Source organism: Acidovorax sp. A79 (genome assembly GCF_041154505.1).
Lineage (GTDB): Bacteria > Pseudomonadota > Gammaproteobacteria > Burkholderiales > Burkholderiaceae_C > Acidovorax.
The window spans coordinates 1621705-1645620 of sequence record NZ_AP028672.1; the positions used below are offsets into that span (position 1 = coordinate 1621705).

Consider the following 23916-nt stretch of genomic DNA (forward strand, 5'->3'; position numbering starts at 1 on the left):
TTACTTAAAGGAATCACATATGGTTACCAATGCATCAATTCAGCCAGTTCCTGTTTGGATTCTTGGCGGGATGTTCGCAGGCGTTTGTGCTGGCGCCTGGGGCGCATCCGAATGGACGAAGTACTTATTCGGTGTGATCTTTGGCGTGTCAACGTTCACTCTCGCTGGCGTCGTTCTGCTTGCCCTGCTGTTCTTCATGGGGCGCATCGCTACAGGAGAATGGGCCCGCTATGCCCGGAATGACTTTGAGAACGTTGGCCCTTGGGCGTTGCGGCAACTGCAGCGCGGAGTCTCGGTGCTGTTGGGCCTCGCGTTGATAGCCCTGGTGTCTTGGGTGAGCACAGGCAGTGAGCGAGGCGTTGCGCTGATGCTGGTTTGCAGCTGGCTTGCGGCGCCCCTGCTATGGTGTGCATACGGTCTGCGTCAGATGCTGATCAGTCAGAGGTCTGTTGCTTGATGCTCTTTCGGAGCCAGCCTTCGGGCAGCGTGTGGGCCCTTGTCGGCTGCGCGGGTGACCGGGTGGTAGGCTCGACATCGCTGCCTCTGATTTCAGTCACTATCTCTACCCTGCAACCTACTTACAGGGCACAGCAGTGCCTGAGCGCAGCGGATGAGCCGCGCTCAGGGATGCTACTTACGTCAGATCGACGGTAGGTGCAGATGGGGCATGGGTCTTCACCCAGGTGATCCCGTTATCGCGCGCGGTAGTGGACGAGTACGACTCGCTGACCCCGATCACTTGACCATTCGTGGCAGTCAGTGTGAAGTAGGGGCTGCCGTTGCTGGCAGTCAGCTTTTGATAGCGCGCATCGTATGGCGCATTGGCCTTCACGGACGCGATGCCTGCTTCTGCGTTCTGCTTGGTGGTATAGCGTTCACTGGTCAGCACAACCTCGCCATTCCCGGAGGACTTGAGATTGAACATGTACTGGGTACCGCTACGCTTGAGATGAAAAATTCCGGACATCTGGTGTTCCTTTAGTTGAGCATTGATGAGGTGAGGACACCCTCAGGAGACCCGCGAGTGCCCTCACCGGGCTACGTCACCGCTTGCTATTCGGCGTACGGCTTACTGGCTTCCATGTGCTGCCAGGAGTCGTAGTTGGAGGCAAGGGCTTACGGTCAGGCACTGCTGCGAAGTTGTCACGCAGGCCCCCACGAGGCCCCACTTCTTGGAAGATGCCGCCACTGCTGCCGGTACTAGTACCGGGCTTCTTTCCTGCTGTCATATTTGTCCTTTAGGTACAGCAAGTTCTCCGGTACGTAGAACCCTCTAAAGCGAGATCAAATTGATTCCGCTATGCTCAACGTTTCCATGGACGTGAGTTCAGGAGCAGATTTCGCCGGTGTCGGTGGTCTGCTAGGTTCGCCGAGAGCTGGAACTCTCGGCGGCCTTTCTTTGAGGCTGTATGCACAACCAGTGACCACTATATATGGTGTTTTCTGCGCCCGCAAGACACTACCGGTAGTGTACTGTGCATAACTTTGTGGATAAGCTGGGGCCGTTATGTGGATGGGTGTGTATAGGCCGATTTGTGGCTTGACCCATAGGCTTACCCATCGCCCGGTCTCAGCGGCTTGGGCCTGTCTTCTCTGTCGGCTATGTGTGGACTGGCGCGGACGCGCTGCCGCCGCTTCATCCGGTTGCCTCTCCTGCCCGCCACGTTACCCATCCCGCTGCCCTGGGTGAGGTTCTGAGCTCCACCAGACGGCGCGCGCTGGCCCACGGCAGGCGACCGCATTTGGCGTGGAAGATAGAGAGTGGCGCTGGTGTCCCTGAAAATCTTGCTATAATTGCAAGCTTCGACACATAGGAGAGGTGGCAGAGTGGTCGAATGTACCTGACTCGAAATCAGGCGTAGTAGCAATACTACCGTGGGTTCGAATCCCACCCTCTCCGCCACTGATAAGGCCCTGATGCTATTTAATCAATAGCGCAGGGCCTTTTTCTTTTGGTTTGCCGGCACCCCCTGGGCAGCCAGGCAGCCTTTGGGGAATGCAGGACCCACGCCCTGGGCACCCGATCCGCTGCGATCAATTCGCGGGCTGAGGCGGGCCAGACTGCAGCTCCCCCACCACAACGCACCGCAGCCGCACTGACATCGTCGAGCCAGGCCGCAGGCACCCGTCAGGACGCCAGCCCTGGCGAACATTCCTCCCCAGGCCCCCGCCGCCGCACCAGGTGCCAAGGGCCCAGCTCTCCGCAGCTGGTGGCGCCCAGCATGGCAAGGTTGCGGTCCACCTCGTCGCGCAGCAGGGTGATCGCGTGGTGCACCCCCGCCTCGCCGGCGACGGCGGCTGCATAGTTGAACGGGCGCCCCACCAGGACCATGCGCGCGCCCAGCGCGATGGCCTTGAGCACGTCGGAGCCACGCCGGAAGCCGCCGTCGATGAGCACGGGGTAAGCGGGGCCCACGGCGGCCACCACCGCTTCCAGCACGCGCATGGGCGATGCGGCGCCATCGAGCTGGCGGCCGCCGTGGTTGGACAGCACCACGGCGTCGGCCCCGATGCGCTGCGCCTGCAGGGCATCCTCCACGCTCAGCAGGCCCTTCACGACCAGCGGGCCCTTCCAGCGGCGGCGGATGGCTTCGAGGTGCCGCCAGCCAAGGTGGTCGCGCGCCGAGAAATCGCGCAGCACCGTGGACGAGACGATGGGAGCGCCGCGCGTGGCGAACGAGTTCTCGAAATGCGGCATGCCATGGCGAAGCAGCGTGCGCAGGAAGGTGCCCGCCACCCAGTGCGGCCGCACGAGGCCATCCCAGGCCAGGCGCAGGCTGGGCTTGAGCGGCGTCGAGAAGCCCGTGCGGATGTTGTTCTCGCGGTTCGCCGAGATCGGTATGTCCACCGTGACGACCAGCGTGCGAAAGCCCGCGCGCTCCACCCGGTCGACCAGTGCGTCGATGCGCACCTGGTCGCCGGGCAGGTAGGCCTGGAACCAGGTGCCCGGGCTGTCGCGGGCCACGTCCTCCATCGGGATCAGCGAGGTGCCGCTCATCACCGAAACAATGCCCGCGCGCCGCGCCGCGCGTGCCAGCACGAGGTCGCCCCGGTAAGTGGAAAGCGCGTTGATGCCCATGGGCGCGATGCCGAACGGGCTGCCGTAGCGCTCGCCAAACAGCTCCACCGCCTGCGAGCGCCCCGACACGTCGCGCAGCACGCGCGTGACGAAGGCGTGCTCGCCGAACACGCCACGGTTGTCGCGCAGCGAGGCACTGTCCTCGGCCGCGCCAGCGATGTAGCCGAAGATGGGCCGGGGCAGGCGGCGGCGCGCGGCCTCCTCGAAATCCTGCAGTGACAGCATGCGGCGCAGCACGGCCGGCGCGGGGGGCAAGGGGGCGGGCGCCAGGGCGGCGGGGACCAGATGGGGGAGGGAGACCATGGGCATGGGGCTTTCATTGCGTTCAGGAACCGCGCCACTGTAGGTTTGCCATTCAATGAATGAAAGCGAAATATTTAGAATGGATTAATTCTCTTTCTGCCAACAAGGACCCCGCCATGCCCACTCCGTCGGTCAAGCAGCTCGAGGCTTTCTGGTGGGCGGCCACCTGCGCCAACTTCGCCACCGCCGCCGGCCGCGTGCACCTGTCCGTGTCCTCGCTGTCCAAGCGCATCACGGAACTGGAGGCCGCACTGGGGCAGCCGCTGTTTGACCGCAGCGGACACCGCGCCGTGCTCACCGAGGCCGGCACGCGGCTGCTGCCCGCCGCGCTGGATGTGCTCAACGCCGTCGCGGCACTGGACCAGGCACTGGATGCGCGCGCAGATCTCGCGGGCCACTGCCGTTTTGGCGTGGGCGACCTCTCGGCCCTCACCTGGCTGCCCGCGTTCGTGGCAGCGGCGCGCCGCGCGCATCCCCGCCTGTCCCTGGAGCCCTGCGTGGACGTGGGTGGCGTGCTCGAGCGCCGCCTGGACGACGGCGAACTCGACTTCGCGGTGATCGCGGGGCGCTCGTCGCGCAGCACGCTGCGCTCGCAGCCCGTGGGGGCTGCGCGCTTCACCTGGGCTGTGGCCGCCGATCTGCCCGGCGCCGGCCGCCTGGGGGCGAAAGCGCTGCTGCAGCAGCATCCGCTGGTCACCCTCCCCCCGGGTGCGGGCACCACGCGGCTGCTCGATGACTGGCTGCTCGCGCACCGCGTTGCGGTGCGCGAGCGCATCCTGTGCAACAGCTGGGGGGCCGTGGCCGGCATGTTGCGCGCGGGGGTGGGCGTGGGCTTTCTGCCCGCGGCCTGGGTCGGCACGCCGGGCTTGCGCGCGCTGGGCGGGCGCACAGCGCTTGCGCCCCTGCAGTACGCGTTCCAGTGGCGGCGCGGCGATGCGCGTGCGTTGATACCCGCGATGCAGCGCCTGGCACAGGCCCAGGTGGATTTTTCGGTGCCGCCGGCCTACGGCTGGGGGCCCGAGGCCACGGAGCGATCACGCAGGTAGGCCAGCACCGCGCCGAACTCCCCCTGAAACTCGATGCGCCCCGCCCGGCTTTCACGCTGGTAGGCGTACATGGGGTCGTAGTAGTCGCGCAGCAATGCCGCGATCCAGCCACGGTGCTGCGCAACATCGCCATGCGCCTTTTGCCGCGCCAGGGCGTGGAGCATCGTTGCGCGCAGCATCTGGTGGCGGTCGCCGCCCAGGCGCCGGGCCAGCTTGTCCAGGCTTTCCAGCAATCGGGCAGAGAACGATTCAAACCCCGCCGCCGGGCCCTGCGCGGCGCAGAACTCGGCGCACTGCCCGACCACGTAGTCCCGCAGGATGCGCTCGACCCGGGCCTCGAAGGCATCCTCGACATGGACCATCGGCGCCTGTTCCAGGCGCAGGCGCAGCTCCAGCGGCACGGCGCAGCGGCCCACATGCCGGCCTTCGTCCTCGACCACGAACAGCCGCTGCCCCGCGGCCCGCTTCTTGAGGATATCGATCGCCAGGCGGTTCTCGAAATCGATCTGGGCCGGCTGGCCGCTGACACGCTGTCCGAAGCTGGACCCGCGGTGGTTGGCGTGCCCTTCCAGATCCAGGCCGTTGGGCAGCTGCGAGATGAGCTCGGTCTTTCCGGTGCCCGTCAGCCCGCCCAGCACGACCAACGGGCATTCGCGCGCCGCCGCCTGGGTGGTCTGCAGCAAAAAGGTACGCAGGGCCTTGTAGCCGCCGGCCACGCGGGGGTAGGCGATCCCGGCATCGGCCTGCAGCCACTGCTGGACGATCTGGGAACGCAAGCCCCCGCGAAAGCAATACAGCACGCCCTGCGGATGGGCCGCCGCGAACTCCGCCCAGGCCTGGGTGCGTGCGCGCCTGATCTCGCCGGACACCAGCGCATGCCCCAGCGCGATGGCCGCCTGCTGGCCCTGGTGCTTGTAGCAGGTGCCCACCTTCTGGCGTTCGGCATCGTCCATCAAGGGCAGGTTGGCCACGCCCGGAAATGCGCCCTGGACGAACTCCACCGGCGCACGCACGTCCATCATGGGCACATCGTTCAGGAAGATGTGCCGGTAGTCGGCCAGGGTGTCCAGCATCAGCGCAGCGTGACAGCGAAGGCCTGCCGGGAAGTGAGATGGCCTATGGGCTCCATCTGCGGCAGCCCGCACTCGGCGGCCACCGCGAGGAATTCACGCTCGCCCTGCGGCGCCACCGCGATCAGCAGTCCTCCGCTGGTCTGCGGATCGCACAGCAACTGCTTTTGCACTTCGTCCAGCGGACCGATCCTGGCGCCATAGCTGTCGAAGTTCCGCAGGGTACCGCCCGGCACGCAGCCCTCGGCCAGGTAGTGCTCCACGCCACGGATGCGCGGCACGGCGTCGTAGTCGATCACGGCGCTCAGGCCACTGCCCTCGGCCATCTCGACCAGGTGGCCCAGCAGGCCAAAGCCCGTGACATCGGTCATGGCCATGACACCCGGCAATTTGCCAAACCGGCTGCCCGGCTTGTTCAGCGTGCACATCAGGTCGCGCGCGCGGCCCACGTCCTGCGGGCGAAGCCGGGCCTTCTTTTCGGCGGTGGTGAGGATTCCGATGCCCAGCGGCTTGGTGAGGTACAGGCGGCAGCCCGCAGTGGCGGTGTCATTGCGCTTGAGGTGGCGTTTTTCCACCACGCCGGTCACGGCCAGCCCGAAGATGGGCTCCGGCGCATCGATGGAATGCCCGCCGGCCAGCGGGATGCCTGCGGCATCGCAGACCGCACGCCCGCCGCGCACCACGTCGCGCGCCACCTCGGGCGGCAGCACATTCACCGGCCAGCCCAGGATGGCGATGGCCATCAGCGGGTCCGCGCCCATGGCGTAGATGTCGCTGATGGCGTTGGTCGCCGCGATCCGCCCGAAATCGTAGGGGTCGTCCACGATGGGCATGAAGAAGTCGGTGGTGGAGACCACGCCGCGTTCGCCATCCAGCGCATAGACGGCGGCGTCATCGCGGGAGGCATTGCCCACCCACAGCCGCGGGTCCAGGTTCTGGGCCCCGCTGCCCGCAAGGATCACGTCCAGGACCTTGGGGCTGATCTTGCAGCCGCAGCCCGCCCCATGGCTGTACTGCGTGAGGCGGATGGGGGGGCTGGCCATGGTGTTGTCAGAGGAAGTCATGCTGGATTCTCCCCCGGCGCGCCCCATCAGGCGGCGGGTGCGAGCACCGCCACGCCGCCCATGTACGGGCGCAGCACCTCTGGCACCTCCACGGAACCGTCGGCGCGCTGGTAGTTCTCGAGCACGGCCACCAGCGTGCGGCCCACGGCCAGGCCGGAGCCATTGAGGGTGTGCAGCAACTCGTTCTTGCCCTGGGCGTTCTTGAAGCGGGCCTGCAGGCGGCGGGCCTGGAAGGCCTCGCAGTTGCTCACCGAGCTGATCTCGCGGTAGGTGTTCTGCGCGGGCAGCCACACTTCCAGGTCATAGGTCTTGGCGGCGCCAAAGCCCATGTCACCCGTGCACAGGCTCATCACGCGGTAGGGCAAGCCGAGCTTTTGCAGCACGGTTTCGGCGTGGCGCGTCATTTCTTCCAGCGCTTCGTAGCTTTTGTCCGGGTGCACGATCTGCACCATCTCGACCTTGTCGAACTGGTGCTGGCGGATCATGCCGCGCGTGTCGCGGCCATAGCTGCCGGCCTCAGACCGGAAACACGGCGTGTGGGCCGTGAGCTTGATGGGCAATTCAGCCTCGGCCACCACCACGTCGCGCACGAAGTTGGTCAGCGGCACTTCGCTGGTGGGGATGAGGTACAGCGCCGCGTTGTCGGGCACGGGCTCGCCGTCCTGGCCGCCCTTCTTGGCCGCGAACAAATCGCCCTCGAACTTGGGCAGCTGGCCCGTGCCCTTGAGCGAGTCGGCGTTGACGGCATAGGGCACGTAGCACTCGGTGTAGCCATGCTCCTGGGTCTGCACGTCCAGCATGAACTGGGCCAGGGCCCGGTGCAGGCGGGCGATCTGCCCCTTCATCACCGTGAAGCGCGAGCCCGAGAGCTTGACGCCCATGTCGAAATCCAGGCCCAGCGGCGTGCCCACGTCGACGTGGTCCTTGACCTCGAAGGCGAAGCTGGCGGGCGTGCCCCACTGGCGCACTTCGACATTGCCCGACTCGTCCGGGCCCACGGGCACGGATTCGTGCGGCAGGTTGGGCACGGCGACCAGCATGGCCAGCAACTCGGCCTGGACCTGTTCCAGGCGGGCGGCCGATTGCTCCAGCTCCACCTTGCCTGCGGCCACCTGGGCCTTGACGGCTTCGGCGCCGTCCTTGTCGCCCCGGCTCATGAGCATGCCGACCTGCTTGGACAGCTGGGTGCGCTGGGCCTGCAGCTCTTCGGTGCGGGTCTGCAGCGTCTTGCGCTCGGACTCCAGGGCCTGGAACGCGGAGACGTCCAGGAAAGCCTGGGGCTTTTTGCGTGTTTCCAGGCGCGCGATGGCGGTGTCGAGGTCTTTGCGGAGGAGAAGGATGTCAAGCATGGCTGGATTTTAAAGGGGTGGTCGGCCCCGGCTCAGGCGAGGCTGGCGGGGTCGAAGTTGGCGCCGCAGAGAATGAGGGCCACGGTTTCCTGCGGCTGGGGCCGGTAGGCACCCGTCTGCAGGGCCGCCAGGCCCAGCGCGGCGGCGGGTTCCACGGCCAGCTTCAGCTCTTTCCACAGCCACAGCTGGGCGGCGCGGATGGCGTCATCCGGCAGCAGCAGGGCATCGTGCACATGGCGCTGGCTGACCTCCCAGCCAATGGCGCCGATGCGGCGGGCGCCCAAGGAATCAGCAGCCACACCACCCACCTCCACATCCACCGGCTGGCCTGCGGCGCGCGCGGCATGCAGGGTGGGCGCGCGCTCGGGTTCCAGCGCGACCACGTGGGCGCGGCTCTCCACCCACGCGGCCACACCGCCGATGAGGCCGCCACCGCCCACGCTGACCAGCACCGTGTCGGGCAGGCGGCCGCCCTGCTCTTCCATCTCCAGCGCCAGGGTGCCCGCGCCGGCCACCACTTCGGGCTGGTCGTAGGCGTGGGCCTGCAGGGCGCCCGTGGCCTTCTGGCGGGCCACGCACGCCTCGAAGGCTTGGGAATACGCCGCGCCGGTGACGACCACGTCGGCGCCCAGCGAACGCAGCCGGGCGCGCTTGGCCTCGGGCGAGACTTCGGGCACGAAGACCTCGCAGCGCACGCCCAGGGCCTTGGCGGCGGCCGCCACGGCAATGCCGGCGTTGCCGCCGGAGGCGATGATGACCCCGCTCTCGGGCACGGGGTTGGCCAGCAGGCGGTACAGCATGCCGCGCGCCTTGAAGCTGCCGCCCACCTGCAGGTGCTCCAGCTTGAGCCAGACCTCGCCGCAGTCCACGCCCAGGGATCGGCCCGGCACGCGCATCAGCGGGGTGGTGCGCAGAAAGTCGGGCTGGGCGGTGGAAATGTGGCGGCGGGCTTCGGCGATGGCGGCGCGATCGATCATGCGGGGAGACTCCAGGGGAAATCGGACAAAGGCAGGCAGTGTAGGGTCTGCCCGCCCGCCCCGCGGCAACACACGGATACACGCTGCCCTCCAATGGCGCCGTGCAAGTGCCGATAACATGGACAGGGTCCGCCGCCTTGGGCGGACACGCCAGCAGGAGGCAAGCATGTTCTTTGTGTTCGGCCCATCGGGGCAGATGTACCGGGGAGGGCCGGAAAACCTCTCGCAGATCTCTGCCGTGCGGCGCGTGCAGCGGCCCCAGGCACTGCGCACGCGCGCGCTGGATGTGCCCGCCGAGCCGTTTCAGTCCCCGGCCCCGCTCCACCCCGCGTTCTCGCCGCCCGCCAACCTGCGCCTGCAGGACGCCGTGAGCGCCTATGCGCAGACCGAGCAGGGGCCCCAGCAGGCACGCCAGCCCCTGACCAAGGTCAGCGATGTCATGACCACGGGCGCCCTGAGCGTGGAGCCCGGGGCGCGCGTGAACGATGCCTGGCAGACCCTGGCCGAGCACAAGGTGGCCCAGGCCCCCGTGGTGGACCCGCTGGGGCGGGTGGTCGGCCTGCTGCTGCGGGCCGACATGGCGCCCCTGGACCTGCTGCCCGAGCCGGGCGCCGTGAAACAGGCGATCGAGCTGGCACGCCGCCCCGTCTCCGAAGTCATGGTGAGCCCCGTGCCCACCGTGGCGGCCGACACCGAGCTGCGCCGGGTGGCCGCCGTGCTGCTCGATACGGGCCTGCCGGGCCTGCCAGTGACGGACGATGCGGGGGTGCTGTCCGGCTTCATCTCGCGCACCGACATCCTGCGCGCGGTGGCGGCCGACCCGCCGCTGGACCTGTGGAGCGGGCCTGCGGTCTCGCTGTAGGCACCGCCGTGGGCCCCGGCCACGGCGGGATTGACTAAAAAACGGCCCCAGCGCTTGCCCATCAAGCGCAAAAAGCTATCAATTCAGGAGCATTCGCAGCGGCGCGGCGGCCCCTGCGGATGCCGCAGCCCGCGCGTGCCGGGCTAGTGCCTGGCGGGCCCGGTCTCCGGCGTGCGCTCGGTGAGGGCCAGGCCCGTGGCGCTATCGATCTTGAGCCCCTTGGGCAGCGGAAACTTGATGGTTTCCTCGATGCCCGCCATGGTGCGCACCGACACAGCCCCCAGCGCCTTGATGCGGTCGATGACCTGCTGGACCAGGATCTCCGGGGCCGAGGCGCCGGCGGTGAGGCCCACGCGCGCCACGCCCGCGAACCAGCCCGGCTGCAGTTCGTCGGCGCTGTCCACCATGTAGGCCGGCGTGCCCAGCCGCGCCGCCAGCTCGCGCAGGCGGTTGCTGTTGGAGCTGGTGGGGCTGCCCACCACGATCACCACGTCCACCTGCGGGCTGAGCACCTTGACGGCGTCCTGCCGGTTCTGCGTGGCGTAGCAGATGTCCTGCTGCTTGGGCTCGCGCACGCTGGGGAAGCGCGCGCGCACGGCGGCCGAGATTTCAGCGGCGTCGTCCACGCTCAGCGTGGTCTGCGTGACCACCGCGAGCTTGCCGGTCTGCGCGGGCTGCACGCGGGCCACGTCGGCCACGTCTTCCACCAGGTGGATGCCGTGGTCGAGCTGGCCCATCGTGCCCTCCACCTCGGGGTGGCCCTTGTGGCCGATCATGATGAACTCGTAGCCTTCCTTGGCGAGCTTGGCCACTTCCACGTGCACCTTGGTCACCAGCGGGCAGGTGGCGTCAAAAATGCTGAAGCCGCGCGCCACCGCCTCCTGCTGCACGGCCTTGCTCACGCCATGGGCGCTGAAGACCAGGGTGGCGCCCGGGGGCACATCCGACAGCTCCTCGATGAAGATCGCGCCCTTGGCCTTGAGGTCATTCACCACGTAGGTGTTGTGCACGATCTCGTGGCGCACGTAGATCGGCGCGCCGAACTTCTGAATGGCGCGCTCGACGATCTCGATGGCGCGGTCCACGCCCGCGCAAAAGCCGCGCGGCTCGGCCAGCAGGACCTCGACGTCCCCGCCCTCGCCCGCGTGTGGCGCGCCGGGCAGCGGCCCGGCATCGCTCATGCTGCGGCCAGAAATCTCGCTGCTCATAGCACCCCGATCAGTTGCACTTCGAACGTCACCGGCTGGCCCGCCAGCGGGTGGTTGAAGTCGAACAGCACGGCGCCGTCATCGCGCACCTGCACCACGGCGCCCGCGTAGCTGCCCTGGCCGTCCGGCGTGGGAAACTGCACCACATCGCCCACGCTATAGCGCTCTGCCGGGTCGCCCAGTTCGTTGAGCAGCTTCCTGGCCACCCACTGCTGCATCTCGGTGTTGCGCTCGCCAAAGGCCTCGCCCGCCGCCAGCTCGAACGTGGCGCGCGTGCCCTCGGGCAGGCCCAGCAGGCGCTGCTCCACGGCGGGCGACAGCTGGCCTGCGCCCAGCGACAGGGTGGCGGGCTTGTCGGAGAAAGTGTTGATCACATCCCCCGCCGGGCCCGCCAGGCGGTAGTGCAGCGTCAGGAAGGAGCCCGGCTGGACGGTGGGAAGTGGGGTGTCGATAGAGGTCATGAAAGTCCCGATAAACTGGCCTGCATTGTAGAAAACCGGGCAAAGCCCTACGCCCGTCGGCCCCTGACGGGTGTCAAAGACCCAGCGCCATGCCCCTCAAAGACCTGCCCTCCGACGCCCAGCCGCGCGAAAAGCTGCTGGCACGCGGCCCCGCCGCCCTGGCCGATGCCGAGCTGCTGGCCATCCTGCTGCGCACCGGCACCGTGGGCAAGGGCGTGCTGCAGATGGCGCAGGAACTGCTGGACACGCCCGGCGTGGACGCGGCCACGGGGCGCGTCACCGGCGGTTTTGGCGGCATCGCCGGACTGCTGCACACCAGCGCCGCCGACCTCACGCGCATCAAGGGCCTGGGCCCCGCCAAGCGCGCTGAGCTGGTGGCCGTGCTGGAACTGGCGCGCCGCGCCCTGGCCCAGCAACTGCGCGAGCGCGAGACGTTCGACTCGCCCAACGCCGTCAAGCACTACCTTCAACTTCACCTGGCGGCCAAGGGCCACGAGGTGTTCGCGGTGCTCTTCTTCGACAGCCAGAACCGCCTGCTGGCCATGGAGGAGCTGTTTCGCGGCACGCTCACGCAGACCAGCGTGTACCCGCGCGAGGTGGTGCTGCGCGCCCTGCACCACCAGGCCGCCGCCGTGGTGCTGGCCCACAACCACCCCAGCGGCAGCGTGGAGCCCAGCCGCGCCGACGAGGCCCTCACCAAGACGCTGAAGGCCACGTTGGCCCTGGTGGACGTGCGCGTGCTCGACCATGTCATCGTCGCCCCCGGCAAGGCGCTGTCGATGGCGGAACAGGGCTTGCTGTGACGGCGCCCGCGCCGCCCGCGCCCGCCGCGCCCACGGCCCTGCACGCCGCGCTGGCCCGCGCCACGGCCGTGGCGCCCCCGCCCGGCGCACCCGCCCCGCCGCAAGCCGCGTCCCGGGCCACCCGACGCGCCGCCACGGCCGAGCGCAAGGCCGCAGCCCAGGCGGCGCTGCGGCCGCAGCGCCCCACCCCCCCTCCGCCTGCACCCGGCTCCCACGCGCCGGCGGCGCCGGCCCGCCGCCGGGCGCCCCCGCCGCCCCGGCGGGCCAGCGAGCGCATCGCGCACCTGCAGGACCTGGCCAGCATCGCCCGCCGCCTGCGCGAGGAGCACGCGCGCGCCGAGGCCGACGAAAAGGTCCGCCGCGAGGCCGCCGCGCGCCTGGAGGCCGAGCGCCACCTCTTCAGCCGCAGCGTAGGCCCCGTCACGCCGCTGCGCAGCCCCAACGTGGCACGCCTGCGCCGCCACAAGCCGCCACCGCTGCCCGTGCAGCACTGGCTGGACGAAGAGCGCGTGCTGGTCGAATCCATCAGCGACGACTTCGACGTGAGCACCCTGCTCGACACCGACGACCAGCTGAGTTTTCGCCGCCCCGGCATCGGCGTGGAAATCACGCGCCGCCTGCGCTCGGGCCACTGGAGCATCCAGCGCCAGCTGGACCTGCACGGCCTGCGCGTGGACGAGGCGCGCGAGGCACTGGGCGAATTCATCCGCCACGCCCACAAGGCCGGCCTGCGCTGCGTGCGCGTGGTGCATGGCAAGGGCCTGGGCTCTCCGGGCAAGAGCCCGGTGCTCAAGAGCCGCGTGCAGCGCTGGCTGGTGCAAAAAAGCGAAGTGCTGGCCTTCGTGCAGGCCCGGCCCATCGACGGCGGCGCGGGCGCGCTGGTGGTGCTGCTGCAGCCCGTGCATCCACGCCAGCGCTAGGCACGCGCAGCGCAGATCGCCCCGCTCTGCCCTGCGCACCTGGAGAGCCGGGCAGCCTGCCGTGTTGCCGACGCCCGCCGCGACGGCCGCTACCACAGCCGCTGCAACGGTTGTGGCGATGCACCCTGGCTCATGGCGTCTTGGTGCGTCCCGCGGGCGCCAGCCCCCGCATCTCCAGCCGCACGCCCAAGCCCTTGAGCTCCTCGCTTTTGCGCAACTGCAAGTGGCCCCCATAGGCCTGCGCGATCTGGCTGGCAATCGCCAGGCCCAGCCCGCTGCCCTGCACGGATTCGTCAAAACGCACACCCCGCTGGCCCGCCGCCTGCAGTTGTGCGGGCGTCATGCCGGGGCCATCGTCTTCGATGTCCAGGCACAGGCTGGCATGTTCTGCGCCACCTTGCACCGACACAGACACCGACAGTGTCAGCCGCACCCGCGAGGCGGCCCACTTGCCCGCGTTGTCCAGCAGGTTGCCCAGCACCTCCTCCAGGTCGGCGCGTTCTCCGCGCCAGTGCAGCGGGCCTTGGGTATCGTCTGCCAGCATCCAGTCCAACCCCTGCGCGGCGTGCAGGCGCTCCATCATGCGCAGCAGCTGGGCCACGCAGTCGCGCACGTCCACGGCCTGGCCGGTGCTGCCGGGGTGGGCGTGCAGCGCATCGCTCAGGGTGCGGGCCTGGTAGCGATCCACCAGCTGGGCCATGGCCTCGACCTGGCGCTGCACCTCGCTGCTGGGCACCTGCGGCTGCGCGCTGGCCTGCGCGCTCAGCAAGGCCAGGGGCTTCTTGAGCGCGTGGTTCAGGTCCACCGCATGGGCCCGCGCGCGGGCCACCACGTGCGCGTTGTGCGCCAGCAGGCCTGCCAGCTCGTTCTGCAGGGGCTGCAGGTCGCGCCCCGTGGGGGCGGCCAGGTGCAGCGCCACATCGGGCCCCGCGCCCTGCGGCGCGCGCAGGGCAGCCAGCATGGCCTCCAGCCGGCGCAGCGGCGCCAGCCCCACCCGCACCTGCAGCCACGCCAGCCCCCCGGTGAGCAGCATCAGCACCAGCCCGGCCACCACCAGCGTGCGGTCGATCTGCCGCATGCTGCTGTGCAACTGCGCGGCCGGGCCGTAGACCGTCAGCGTGACCTGCACGGGAGGCTGGCCCAGGGCGACCGGCTGGGTCAGCGACAGCAAGGGTTCTTGCAGCGGCCCCGTGGCCCGGTGCAGCGTGGCCGAGCCGGTGGTGGTCAGGGCCTCGGTCGGCAGGCTGTCCATGTCCCACAGCGAACGCGACCGCAGCACATCGCTGCCCGCCTGCGCGCGCCAGTACCACCCGGCGTAGATGGCGCTGAACTCATCGGCACCGCCGGTGGACTCCCGCAAGCCACCCTGGGGCCCCAGGTGCAGCCGCGCGCCCACGCGCTGGGCCTTGTCGCGCAGCACCTGCTCGAAGCTGGCCAGCAGGCTCTGGTGCATCTGCACGCGCAGCCACAGCCCCCCGGCGCCCACCAGCAGCAGCATGGGGACCAGCGCCAGCAGCGCAATGCGCGTGGCCATGGGCCACTGGGCCAGCGCCAGCGCCCACGCGGCGCCGCTGTGTGCCCGGGCCGGCGCAGGCGGTGCGGGCGGCCCAGGCGGCGTGGCGGGTTCGATCCGCATCAGCCCGCCACGTCGGACGCCACCAGGCGAAATCCCTGGCCGCGCTCGGTCACCAGCTGCGGCGCGCCGTTCAACTTGCGGCGGATGCGGCCGATCAGCACGTCCAGCGTGTTGGAGTCCGGGTCGAGGTCGCGCGCATACACATGCTCGCTGATGTCGGTGCGCGTGAGCAGCTTGCCCGGGTGGTGCATGAAATACGCCAGGATCTTGTGCTCCTGCGCCGTGAGCTGCAGGCTCTGGCCCTGCAGCGAAAAGCGGCCCTGCACCACGTCGTACTCCAGCGGGCCGGCCGTCAGCACGGCGGCGGCCGACCCGGCCGTGCGGCGCAGCATGGCGCGCAGGCGCAGCACCACCTCGTCCATCAGGAAGGGCTTGGTCAAATAGTCGTCGGCCCCGGCATTGAAGCCCGCCACCTTGTCGCTCCAGCGGTTGCGCGCGGTGAGCACCAGCACCGGCCAGCCGCGGCCCGCGTCGCGCCAGTCGCGCAGCACGCTCAGGCCGTCCTTGAGCGGCAGGCCCAGGTCCAGCACGGCGGCGCTGTAGGCCTCGGCACTGCCGGCAAAGGACGCGGCCTCGCCGTCGTGCTCCACATCCACCGCGAATCCCGCCGCCTCCAGCGCCACGCGCAGTTGCTGCGCCAGCGCCACATCGTCTTCCACCACCAGGATGCGCATCAGTCGTCCACCTTCTGCCGCGTGACTTCCAGGCTCACGGCGTCCACTTCGAGCTCCAGCTTGAAACCGTTGGGTTGCTGCAGCTCCACGCTGTAGTAGGGGCGTCGGCGGTGGTCCGTTTCCAGCTCCACCTCCAGCACCAGGCCCGAAAAGCGCGGCCGCAAGGATTCGAGCATCACGGCCATGGACTTGGGCGCGGCGGGCGTGCCCGCCGTTTGCGGCGGGGTCAGCACCTCGCCCGTGTTCACATCCACCAGCAGCTTCATCTCGCCGGCGGGCCGGTCCGAGAGCTTGACCTCGTACACCGCCTTGCCCTGCGCGTCGCGCTCGAACTCGGCGTTCACCACGCGCGATCCGTAGCGCTGCTCCAGCTGCTGGATGTAGCGGGCCATCTGCGCCAGGCCCACAGGCTGCGTGGGCCAGTCGCGCTCCTGCGCCACGACACTGCCCGTGGCCGCATCCACCAGCACCTCGTGCTTGGTGCCGCGGGCGTCGATGATCTTGATCTCGTAGCGCAGCTCACCCTTGCGGCCGTGCTTGGTCTCCACGTCGATGACGCGCCCACCGTACTGGCGGCTCATGTCCGAAATGATGCTGTTGAGCGGCTTGAGCTGCCCGCTCTGCACGCCACGCCGCGCCACATCCTGCTCGGCGGCGGGGGCCTGCGCGCAGGCCAGCGCCACCGCGGCGCAGGCCGCGGCCTGCGTCCAGGTCCGCAAAATTCCATTCTTCATCGCCGGGCCGCCCCAAGATGAAGAGCGCTCCCTCGGGGGGCAGTGACCACACGAAGTGGGGAACGTGGGGGCCATATCTCTCATCGCGCGATTATTGCGGAGGCCATTAAACGGACCATGAACGGGCGCTTCACGGTGGGTTTAGGAACGGTTGCGCACACTGCCTCCCAGTTCTTCACAACCACTGCCACACCGAAAGGAAGCACCATGAAAAAGACCGTTCTGACCCTGGCCTTCGCAGCCGCCGCCGCGGCCTCCGCCCTGCCCTCCATGGCCTGGGCCATGGGCGCCCAGGAGGCCGTCAACGTGATGGCCAAGAACCACTACGTGGCGCCGCACGACCTGCAAAAGCAATACGGCTACTGGACGGCCGAGGCCGTCTCCAACGACGGGGTGCGCGCCACCGTGCTGGTCAACGATGCCAACGGCAGCTTCACCGCCGTGCGGGCGGGCGCCGTGGGCACCACCCTGCCCAGCGTGGAGCGCGTGGCCCAGCAGGTGCGCGCCACCGGCTACAGCTTTGTGTACGACGTGGAGCTGGACGACGGCTTCTGGCAGGCCAAGGCCCGCCAGTCCGTGACCAACCGCGAGAAGGTCGAGTTCGTGCTGCACCCCGTGACGCTGGAGGTATTGAGCCAGGTGGGCCGCAGCGGCGGAACCGTGAACGGCCAGCCCGTGCTCAGCGCCGACCAGGTCGTGACAGCCCTGCAGCAGGCCGGCTACACCCGCGTGCGCGGTGTCGAATACGAAGACGGCTACTGGGAAGCCGAGGCGACCAACACAGCCAACCTGGCGGTGGAGCTGCGGGTGGACGCCGTGACCGGGGCCGTGCTGCGCGAACAGCTGGACGATTGAGCGGCCGGCGGCTGCCCTGCGCCAGGGTGCTGAAGCAACCCACAAAAAAAGGCACCGGGCCCCGGCATGCCCAGGCAGCCGGTCCAGGTGTCTTTTCAGGGCCGTTGGCGGCGGGCACGCCGAGCGTGCCGCGCACCGGCTTTACTTGGACAAATCGACCGCGTACTTCGACGTGCCCTTGCCCGAGCCGTCGTCCGCTGCCAGCAGCGACACATTGGCCAGGCCTGCCGCCTGCGCCACGGCGAGCGCATTGCCGCCCGAGCTGAACACCACCGGCCCCGCCACGCTGGCCTTGGCAAAGCGCCAGCTCTTGGCCGCGCCGTTGGCACTGCGCGTCACCGCCGGGTTCTTGCGGATGTAGTCGATCACCACGTCCCGGTTCGCATCGGGCGAGGCCCAGATGGTGCCCGAGCCATCGAGCTTGTCGATGAAGCTCTTGCCGCTGGTGGCGCGGTAGTTGTTGGTGGCGATCACGAACTCCTGCGCCACGTCGATGGGCTTGCCCAGGTAGGTCAGGTTCCTGATGCGGCTGCCCACGGGCTGCGTCACGTCGATCTCGTACTGCACGTCGGGCGTCGTGAACATGTCGAAGTTGTAGCCCGGGAAGGTGCTGATGAGCTGTTGCTCGCCAGTCTTGGCAGGGTCGATCTGGTTGAAGCGCTTGGCCGCGGCTTCGAGCCAGTTCTTGATGTCGCCACCGTTGACCTTCACCGCATACACCGTGTTGGGGTAGAGGTACAGGTCGGCCGCGTTGTTGATGGCCAGCGGTCCCACGGCCACGTCGGTGTAGTCGGCACCGCCCTGGAAGCCGCTCTTGAACGGCGCGCTCACCGACAGCACCGGCAGCTGCGCATACTCCGGCAGGCTGGCCTTGATGTAAGCGGCCACATAGGCCTGCTGCGCCTGGTTCACGATCTGGATCGCGCCCGGGTCGCCCACGTCGGCGAACAGCGTGCTCATGCGGAAGTCGGTCTGGCCGATGGGCGTCTTCACGTACTGGATGGCGGCCTGGTGCTGCGTCTCGACGAGCGGCGCCACGCTGGCATCTGCGTCCACCGTCACCGTGGCGCCCGCGGCGTTCTTGGACTGGATGTTGCGCAGCTCGGACTTGCTGGCCGACTTGTTGACCACCCACTTGGCCCCGTCCCACTGCAGCGCCAGCTGCACCACGCCCAGGGCCTTGCCCCAGGAGCTGGCCATCACGGCCGGCACGCCGTTCACCGTACCCGCCTTGTGGTCCACGCCGGCCATGTTGAAGCCCGGCGTGGCGGCGGTGTCGGGGAACACGCCATGCTGGTGGCCCATCACCATCGCGTCGATGCCGGCCACCTTGGAAAGGTACAGGCCCGGGTTCTCCATGGTGGGCGAATACGCCGCGCTGTCCATGCCGCCGTGCAGCAGCGCGATCACGATGTCGGCGCCCTTGGCGCGCAGCTCGGGCACGTACTTCGTCGCGGCCTCGACCGCGCCTTGCGTGGTGACCTTGCCTTCGAGGTAGCGCTTGTCCCAGTTCATGATGCCCGGCGTGGTGAAACCGATCACGCCCACCTTGATGGGCAGCTTCACCTCCTTGCCGTCCGCGCCCTTGGCCACCAGCGTGCGCTCGAGCACCGTGTAGGGCTGCACCAGCGGCTTCTGGGTCTTGTTGCTGGTCACGTTGGCCAGCACCATCGGAAAGCCCGCGCCCGCGCACTTCCTGGCGGCATCCACACCGTCCACCTCCAGCCCGCCGCCCAGCACCTGGTTCAGGAACGGCAGGCCGTAGTTGAACTCGTGGTTGCCCAGCGTGCCGGCGTCAAAGCCCAGCGCACCCATCGCCTTGTACATGGACAGCTGCTGCGTGCACGGGATGGGGCTGATGGTGGCTTCATAGTCGGCCAGCGCCGTGCCCTGGATGGTGTCGCCGTTGTCCACCAGCAGCGTGTTGGCAAACTCCTTGCGCGCCGCGCGCACCAGCGTGGCGGTGCGCTCGAAGCCGTAGCTCTTGTCTTCGGCCAGCTTGAAGTAGTCGTAGCTGCGCACGTTGAAGTGCAGGTCGGTGGTCTCCAGCACGGCCAGCGTGGCGGTGGCGCCCGCGTTGTTGTTGCTGCCGCCGCCATCGCCGCCGCCGCAGGCGGAGAGGGACGCGGCCAGGGCCAGCACGCTCAGCGTGGCGGTGCGGCGCGAATAGCAAGAAAACGGAAAGGAATCGGATTGGCTGCGAATGCGTTCAGACATGAACAAGGCCCAGGATGAAACAAAGGACCGAGTGTCTGGCGGGGGTTTGACAACGGTATGACGGCACGCGGCCGCCGCGCGTCCCACGGGGGTGTCAGCGCGGGGGGCGCCGTCGGCTCAGCAGGCCTTCCACCATCAGCAGCAGCAGCGCTGCGCGCAACTCGTCGTGGGTGTCGGTCACGGTGGTATGGGGGCCTCGCAGCACCCAGATGGCGCGGCCGCTGAAGTTGTAGTCGCTTCCCTGCAGGTGGCGCGCCAGAAGTTCGACCTGCTCGAAATCATCTGCCGAGACCGTGTGCGCGACGGTGATGGTGCTGCCCATGGGAACCCTCACATAACTTGCCTGTCAGCCCGCGCGTTCGTGCGCAACCCTGCCTGGTCCGTGGCCCCTGGTCGTGCGAGGACGCCAGCGCGCACAGGCCGGACCGCCCACGCTCTTGCACCGCGCTCTTGCACCACGCGCCGCAATGCGCCGCTGTGGCGGGGCTGCCGGTGCCTGCGGCGAGGAGGCCCTGCCCAGTGGTCTTCTGTGCAGCCCCAGCGTGCGCCGTTGGGCGCGCGCTGTATGTAGTCGTTTGCCGACAAAGCCTTACGACCTCCTGCGCCGCAGCACCCGGCACAAGGGAAGGAGCCGCAGGGTTCGCGTCAGGCGATGCGGCGTACGTCGCCGTTGTGCGGTGAAGCGCTCTCATGGAACAGGTCTTCGAGAAACTGGGCCAGTTCGTGCTCTTCCACGAAGTCGGGGACCACGAAGCCCGCGGGGGTGCGCTTGCCGTCGCCGCCCACGCGGTAGACCTGCCACAGCGGGCCCTCACGCCGCACTTCAACGATGCGGCCAAAGACATTGAAACGGGGATGGGCGGGGGGTGGTGTGTTTTCCATGGACTGCCTCGTGCCGGGTCTCGCGCCTATTCTCCGGCGATCTGCGGGTAGCCGTCGCAGATCACCACCCACGCGGCCTTGGAAGCCACGTGGATGTGCCTTTGCGGCGGCGCGTCAAAAGGGGTGTCGAGCGTGCCCAGGGGCACGGCCACGCTGTCCGCATGCACGCCTTCGCTGTGCCAGAGCAACGGCGAGCCGCAGGCCGAGCAGAACTGCCGCGTGACCCGCGGCGACGAGCGGTAGGCGCGCAGCAGCGCCTGCCCCTGCACGAAGCGGTGGTGCTCGCGGTGCACCGTGCCGTAGCTGGCGAACGCCGCGCCATGGGCCTTGCGGCACATCGAGCAGTGGCAGTGCGATGCGCTGCGCAGCGGCGCCGTGGTTTCGTAGCGCACGCCGCCGCACAGGCAGCTGCCCCGGTGGTGCACGACGGATTCGGTCATGGCCTGGGTTCTCCTTCGACGGGGTGCCTGGGTGGAGCACGCGGCCGGGTCAGGCGCGCGGCGGCGCCGGCGTGGCCACGGAGGCGATCAGGTCCACCTCCACCGTCGCATTCTTGGGCAGTTGCAGCACCCCCACCGAGGTGCGGGTGTGGGCGCCCGCCTCGCCCAGCACGGCGAACAGGATTTCAGAGGCGCCGTCGGCCACCTCGCTTTGCTGCGTGAACCCGGGCGCAGACTGCACATACACGGTGATGCGCAGCACCGACTGCACGGCGTCCAGAGAGCCCAGCGCACGCTGCAGCAAGGCCAGGGCGCGCAGGGCGCACACCTTGGCCCCCGCCTGCGCCTGGGCCAGGGTGGCGCCGGCGCCGGCCGCCCCCGTGGCCACCACGGTATCGCCCACGCGGGGGATCTGCCCGCTAAGGTAGACGTGGTGGCCGTCGCGCACCAGGGGCACGTAGTTGCCCCCGATCTTGATCTCGCCGTCAAAGCTGTAGCCGAGGGCCTGGGCTTGTTCCTGAAAACGGGCGTCACGGGACATGAAAAAAACCTCGCCGGGTGAAATGCCTCCACTATGCCACCCGGCAGGCAGCCCCTGGCGTTGCCAGGCCAGCGGGCGCGCCGCCCTCCGGGGGAAGGCGGCACAGATGCTTCACATATGCCGCGCGAACGGGTCCACCAGCGAGGCGATCGTCACGCCGGCCGGCTGGCCCACGCCCTGCGGGCGCCCTGCCGGCTCGGGGGCTGCGGTGACCGGTGCCACCTTCAGCGGCGACATGCGCCGGCCGTAGACGCGCTGCACGCGCTCTTGCAGCGTGGGGTGGGAATCGAGCCAGTGCTCCATCCTGCCGCCGCCTTCCACGTCCACCAGCAGCATGTGCTGCACCGAAGGATGGTTCAGGCCGCTGTGGCTGTGCTGTTCATAGCCGCGCGGGGTATCCCGGCGCTGGGCCATGACCTTGCGCAGCACGCCGCCCAGGCCGTCCTTGCTGCGCGTCCATTGCACGGCGCGCGCGTCGGCCAGGTACTCGCGCTGGCGCGACACGGCCGCCTTGAGCATGCGGCCGGTGATCCAGCCCGCGAAGCCCGCCAGCATGATGGCCGAGCCGAACCACCACGCCAGCCCCCGCCGCTCGCGCAGCGTGTCGCCGAAGTTGTAGACCAGCTCCAGTCCGAACACCATGCCCGCCAGCTGCATCTTCATGCGCGTGTCGCCTTCGTGCAGGTGCGAGAGCTCGTGGGCGACCATGCCCTGCATCTCCTCGCGGTTCAGGTAGTCGAGCGCGCCCTGCGTCACAGCGATCACGGCGTCGCTCTCGTCCCAGCCGGCGGCAAACGCGTTGATCGCATCGGTGCGCGGCATCACCATGATTTCGGGGCGCGGCATGTGGGCGGCAATGCACAGCTCGTCGACGATGTTGGACAGGCGCTGCTCGGCATGCGAGAGCGAGGGCCGCAGCTCGCGCGCGCCCACGCGCCGGGCCAGCTTGACGCCGCCCGCGCGCAGGTTGGACGTCTCCACCCACCAGCCGCCCAGCACCAGCATGAGCGACACGCCCACGTTGGCGGCGAGAAAGCCGTGGGGAAACGGCAGCCGCCCCGGCAGCACCGCCGCCATCAGCACCCAGGCCAGCGCGAGTGCGGCATGAACGGCCACGATAAGCACCGCCACCGCGAGCGCAAAGCCCAGCAGCAGGCGGTGCGTCTCGCTGCGCGCATCCGCCTGGTGGTCCCAGAATTTCATGGCCCCTCCCTGTATGAGACTTTCTCGCGCGGGACTTCAAGCGGCCCGCAGCCACGACAGGAGCTGCCGTGTTGCCCGCCAGCGCCCGGCGACCATTCGGCACGGCTTTGGCGGCCCGCAGGGCATGTACCCCGTCGGGCCTGCGCACCAGGCAGCTGCGAAGAAACCTGCCTAAGAGAAGCGAACCTGCGGCGCAGCGCGCTCTGCTTCGCTGCGCGTGGACTCGAGCATGGGCACGGTGGGAAAGCCCAACAGGCGCGCCACGACCAGTTCAGGAAACTGCGCCGCCGCGTCGTTGAATTCCAGCGCCTGGTCGTTGTACGCCTGGCGCGCGAAGCCCAGGCGGTTTTCGGTGCTGGTCAACTCTTCGGACAGCGACTGCATGGTGGCGTCGGCCTTGAGTTCGGGATACGCCTCAGCCACCACCATCAGGCGTCCCAGGCTGCTGCCCAGCATGCCCTCGGCGGCTGCGAGCGCGCCCATGGCGTTGGCGCTGCCAGGCTCTGCCCGCACAGCGGCGGCAGCGCCCTGCGCCTGGCCGCGCGCCTGGATGACGGCTTCGAGCGTGGCGGCCTCGTGGCTGAGGTAGCCCTTGGCGACTTCGACCAGGTTGGGCACCAGGTCATGGCGGCGCTTGAGCTGCACGTCGATCTGGCCGAACGCATTGGCGATGCGGTTGCGCAGCTGCACCAGCCGGTTGTACACAGTGACGGCCCACACCGCCAGCACGGCGACCAGGCCCAGAACGATCCAAGCAGTAGCTGACATGTCCCACCCTCCTTGTTGTGAATTGAATGAATGGATGCTGGGCGCATCTTAGTGGCGCGCCTGGCCCAAAGGCTTCATACATTTCAGCGGGTAGGGATTTAAGCATCAAAACAGCCTGCAACGCTTTACCCCCAAACGCTAGCAGCTATCAAAAACAGAGCAATCGATGCTATGAGCGCACACCGGGCCCATCCACAGGCTGCGAGGGACACGGCCCAGCCGCTCAAGGGTTGCCACCCCACCCCACAGCCTGCAAAGACAGCAGCCCCGCCAGTGCACCCGTGGATCTGGCTTTGCCAGTCCACCGGGTGCGTCCCCCTTGAGGGGGAGGCGGCGTAGCCGCTCAGGGGGTGCCCCGATTCCTCATCCAGTCGGCCGTCCCCATGAAGCTTTCCTTCAAGCGGGCGCGCAGAGCATCGGGCACGCCTGTCTCGCCCATGGCCTGGTCCATGCAGGCCACCCACTGGTCGCGCTCCTGGATGCCGATGGAAAACGGCATGTGCCGCATGCGCAGTCGCGGGTGGCCGAAGCGGCTTTGGTAGTGGTCAGGTCCACCCAGCCAGCCGCACAAGAACCAGAAGAGTTTTTGCCGCGCCTGCACGAGGTCGCTGCCGTGGGCTGCACGCAGTTCGGCGTAACCGGGCTCCAGATCCATCAGGTCGTAGAAGCGTTCGGTGAGGGCGTGCACGCGGTCTTCGCCACCGATCCAGTCGAAGGGGGTGGTTGCGGTGGCGGTTTCTGCGCCGGCGCCGGTGTCTTTGGGAACGTCGGAATTCATATAAAAAACTGGCCCCAGCGCTTTCCTATAAAGCGCTGTAAGCTAT

The 23916-nt window shown here is 68.7% G+C and carries 25 protein-coding genes and 1 tRNA gene; 7 read left to right on the forward strand and 19 right to left on the reverse strand.

The window, feature by feature from the left end:
• Positions 1-19 precede the first annotated feature (19 nt).
• Positions 20-457, forward strand: a complete 438-nt coding sequence (locus tag ACAM51_RS07290) for a hypothetical protein (RefSeq protein WP_369643138.1) — start codon at positions 20-22, stop codon at positions 455-457.
• Between the two features lie 177 nt (positions 458-634).
• Here the strand turns inward: ACAM51_RS07290 and ACAM51_RS07295 are convergent, their stop codons facing one another.
• Positions 635-967, reverse strand: a complete 333-nt coding sequence (locus tag ACAM51_RS07295) for a YegP family protein (RefSeq protein WP_369643139.1) — start codon at positions 965-967, stop codon at positions 635-637.
• A gap of 846 nt (positions 968-1813) precedes the next feature.
• Here ACAM51_RS07295 and ACAM51_RS07300 point away from each other — a divergent pair.
• Positions 1814-1903 (forward strand) — tRNA-Ser (locus tag ACAM51_RS07300).
• Positions 1904-2128: 225 nt separating this feature from the next.
• On the opposite strand, the gene ACAM51_RS07305 is transcribed toward ACAM51_RS07300, so the two are convergent.
• A complete protein-coding gene (locus ACAM51_RS07305; protein ID WP_369643788.1) occupies positions 2129-3304 on the reverse strand; it encodes an alpha-hydroxy acid oxidase in 1176 nt (391 codons plus the stop codon).
• A gap of 194 nt (positions 3305-3498) precedes the next feature.
• Here ACAM51_RS07305 and ACAM51_RS07310 point away from each other — a divergent pair, with 194 nt between their 5' ends.
• Positions 3499-4428 (forward strand): LysR family transcriptional regulator, encoded by a 930-nt coding sequence (locus tag ACAM51_RS07310; protein ID WP_369643140.1) that lies wholly within the window; start codon positions 3499-3501, stop codon positions 4426-4428.
• On the opposite strand, the gene mnmH is transcribed toward ACAM51_RS07310, so the two are convergent.
• Genes mnmH through ACAM51_RS07330 form a run of 4 tightly spaced genes read right to left on the reverse strand, consistent with a single transcriptional unit; the run spans position 4386 to position 8888 of the window.
• Complete coding sequence (mnmH, locus tag ACAM51_RS07315) at positions 4386-5501, reverse strand: tRNA 2-selenouridine(34) synthase MnmH (protein WP_218298101.1); 1116 nt, start codon at positions 5499-5501, stop codon at positions 4386-4388. The two genes, ACAM51_RS07310 and mnmH, sit on opposite strands and share 43 nt — an antisense overlap.
• Entirely contained in the window at positions 5501-6562 is a 1062-nt protein-coding gene (gene selD, locus ACAM51_RS07320; protein WP_369643141.1) for a selenide, water dikinase SelD, read from the reverse strand. Before selD ends, mnmH begins: the two co-directional genes overlap by 1 nt.
• A gap of 26 nt (positions 6563-6588) precedes the next feature.
• Positions 6589-7911, reverse strand: coding sequence for a serine--tRNA ligase (gene serS / locus ACAM51_RS07325; protein WP_369643142.1), 1323 nt, complete (start codon positions 7909-7911; stop codon positions 6589-6591).
• Between the two features lie 32 nt (positions 7912-7943).
• Positions 7944-8888: a threonine/serine dehydratase gene (locus tag ACAM51_RS07330; protein WP_369643143.1), complete on the reverse strand. Its 945-nt coding sequence runs from the start codon at positions 8886-8888 to the stop codon at positions 7944-7946.
• Between the two features lie 166 nt (positions 8889-9054).
• On the opposite strand from ACAM51_RS07330, the gene ACAM51_RS07335 reads away from it, so the two are divergent.
• The gene (locus ACAM51_RS07335; RefSeq protein ID WP_218298104.1) at positions 9055-9750 is read left to right on the forward strand and encodes an HPP family protein; all 696 of its coding nucleotides are present in this window, start codon (positions 9055-9057) and stop codon (positions 9748-9750) included.
• A gap of 143 nt (positions 9751-9893) precedes the next feature.
• On the opposite strand, the gene ispH is transcribed toward ACAM51_RS07335, so the two are convergent.
• Both ispH and ACAM51_RS07345 read right to left on the reverse strand, forming a co-directional pair.
• Positions 9894-10931, reverse strand: coding sequence for a 4-hydroxy-3-methylbut-2-enyl diphosphate reductase (gene ispH / locus ACAM51_RS07340; RefSeq protein WP_369643789.1), 1038 nt, complete (start codon positions 10929-10931; stop codon positions 9894-9896).
• A 23-nt stretch (positions 10932-10954) separates the two neighbouring features.
• Complete coding sequence (locus ACAM51_RS07345; RefSeq protein WP_218339952.1) at positions 10955-11419, reverse strand: peptidylprolyl isomerase; 465 nt, start codon at positions 11417-11419, stop codon at positions 10955-10957.
• Between the two features lie 89 nt (positions 11420-11508).
• Between ACAM51_RS07345 and radC the strand changes: the two genes are divergently transcribed.
• Both radC and ACAM51_RS07355 read left to right on the forward strand, forming a co-directional pair.
• Positions 11509-12222, forward strand: coding sequence for a DNA repair protein RadC (gene radC, locus ACAM51_RS07350; RefSeq protein WP_218339950.1), 714 nt, complete (start codon positions 11509-11511; stop codon positions 12220-12222).
• A gap of 302 nt (positions 12223-12524) precedes the next feature.
• Positions 12525-13142, forward strand: a complete 618-nt coding sequence (locus ACAM51_RS07355; RefSeq protein ID WP_369643790.1) for a Smr/MutS family protein — start codon at positions 12525-12527, stop codon at positions 13140-13142.
• A 130-nt stretch (positions 13143-13272) separates the two neighbouring features.
• Here the strand turns inward: ACAM51_RS07355 and ACAM51_RS07360 are convergent, their stop codons facing one another.
• The 3 genes from ACAM51_RS07360 to ACAM51_RS07370 are packed head-to-tail and all read right to left on the reverse strand — an operon-like array spanning position 13273 to position 16186.
• Complete coding sequence (locus tag ACAM51_RS07360) at positions 13273-14778, reverse strand: sensor histidine kinase (protein ID WP_369643144.1); 1506 nt, start codon at positions 14776-14778, stop codon at positions 13273-13275.
• Positions 14778-15452, reverse strand: coding sequence for a response regulator transcription factor (locus ACAM51_RS07365; RefSeq protein WP_369643145.1), 675 nt, complete (start codon positions 15450-15452; stop codon positions 14778-14780). Before ACAM51_RS07365 ends, ACAM51_RS07360 begins: the two co-directional genes overlap by 1 nt.
• Positions 15452-16186: a PepSY domain-containing protein gene (locus ACAM51_RS07370; protein ID WP_369643146.1), complete on the reverse strand. Its 735-nt coding sequence runs from the start codon at positions 16184-16186 to the stop codon at positions 15452-15454. The genes ACAM51_RS07365 and ACAM51_RS07370 overlap by 1 nt, the downstream gene beginning before the upstream one ends.
• A 207-nt stretch (positions 16187-16393) precedes the next feature.
• On the opposite strand from ACAM51_RS07370, the gene ACAM51_RS07375 reads away from it, so the two are divergent.
• Entirely contained in the window at positions 16394-17041 is a 648-nt protein-coding gene (locus ACAM51_RS07375) for a PepSY domain-containing protein (protein WP_369643147.1), read from the forward strand.
• Positions 17042-17182: 141 nt separating this feature from the next.
• On the opposite strand, the gene ACAM51_RS07380 is transcribed toward ACAM51_RS07375, so the two are convergent.
• The 8 genes from ACAM51_RS07380 to ACAM51_RS07415 all read right to left on the reverse strand — a co-directional run bounded on the left by ACAM51_RS07380 (position 17183) and on the right by ACAM51_RS07415 (position 23870).
• Complete coding sequence (locus ACAM51_RS07380) at positions 17183-19258, reverse strand: bifunctional 2',3'-cyclic-nucleotide 2'-phosphodiesterase/3'-nucleotidase (RefSeq protein ID WP_218295846.1); 2076 nt, start codon at positions 19256-19258, stop codon at positions 17183-17185.
• Positions 19259-19352: 94 nt separating this feature from the next.
• Complete coding sequence (locus ACAM51_RS07385; RefSeq protein WP_218295847.1) at positions 19353-19580, reverse strand: hypothetical protein; 228 nt, start codon at positions 19578-19580, stop codon at positions 19353-19355.
• Positions 19581-19903: 323 nt separating this feature from the next.
• Entirely contained in the window at positions 19904-20140 is a 237-nt protein-coding gene (locus tag ACAM51_RS07390) for a hypothetical protein (RefSeq protein ID WP_218295848.1), read from the reverse strand.
• Positions 20141-20166: 26 nt separating this feature from the next.
• Complete coding sequence (locus tag ACAM51_RS07395; protein WP_218295849.1) at positions 20167-20580, reverse strand: GFA family protein; 414 nt, start codon at positions 20578-20580, stop codon at positions 20167-20169.
• A 49-nt stretch (positions 20581-20629) separates the two neighbouring features.
• Positions 20630-21121: a RidA family protein gene (locus ACAM51_RS07400; protein WP_218295850.1), complete on the reverse strand. Its 492-nt coding sequence runs from the start codon at positions 21119-21121 to the stop codon at positions 20630-20632.
• Positions 21122-21232: 111 nt separating this feature from the next.
• Positions 21233-22324 (reverse strand): M48 family metalloprotease, encoded by a 1092-nt coding sequence (locus tag ACAM51_RS07405; protein ID WP_369643148.1) that lies wholly within the window; start codon positions 22322-22324, stop codon positions 21233-21235.
• Positions 22325-22495: 171 nt separating this feature from the next.
• The gene (locus ACAM51_RS07410) at positions 22496-23092 is read right to left on the reverse strand and encodes a LemA family protein (RefSeq protein WP_369643149.1); all 597 of its coding nucleotides are present in this window, start codon (positions 23090-23092) and stop codon (positions 22496-22498) included.
• Between the two features lie 343 nt (positions 23093-23435).
• On the reverse strand, positions 23436-23870 hold the full coding sequence (locus ACAM51_RS07415; RefSeq protein ID WP_218339522.1) for a group II truncated hemoglobin: 435 nt from the start codon (positions 23868-23870) through the stop codon (positions 23436-23438).
• Positions 23871-23916: the final 46 nt, after the last annotated feature.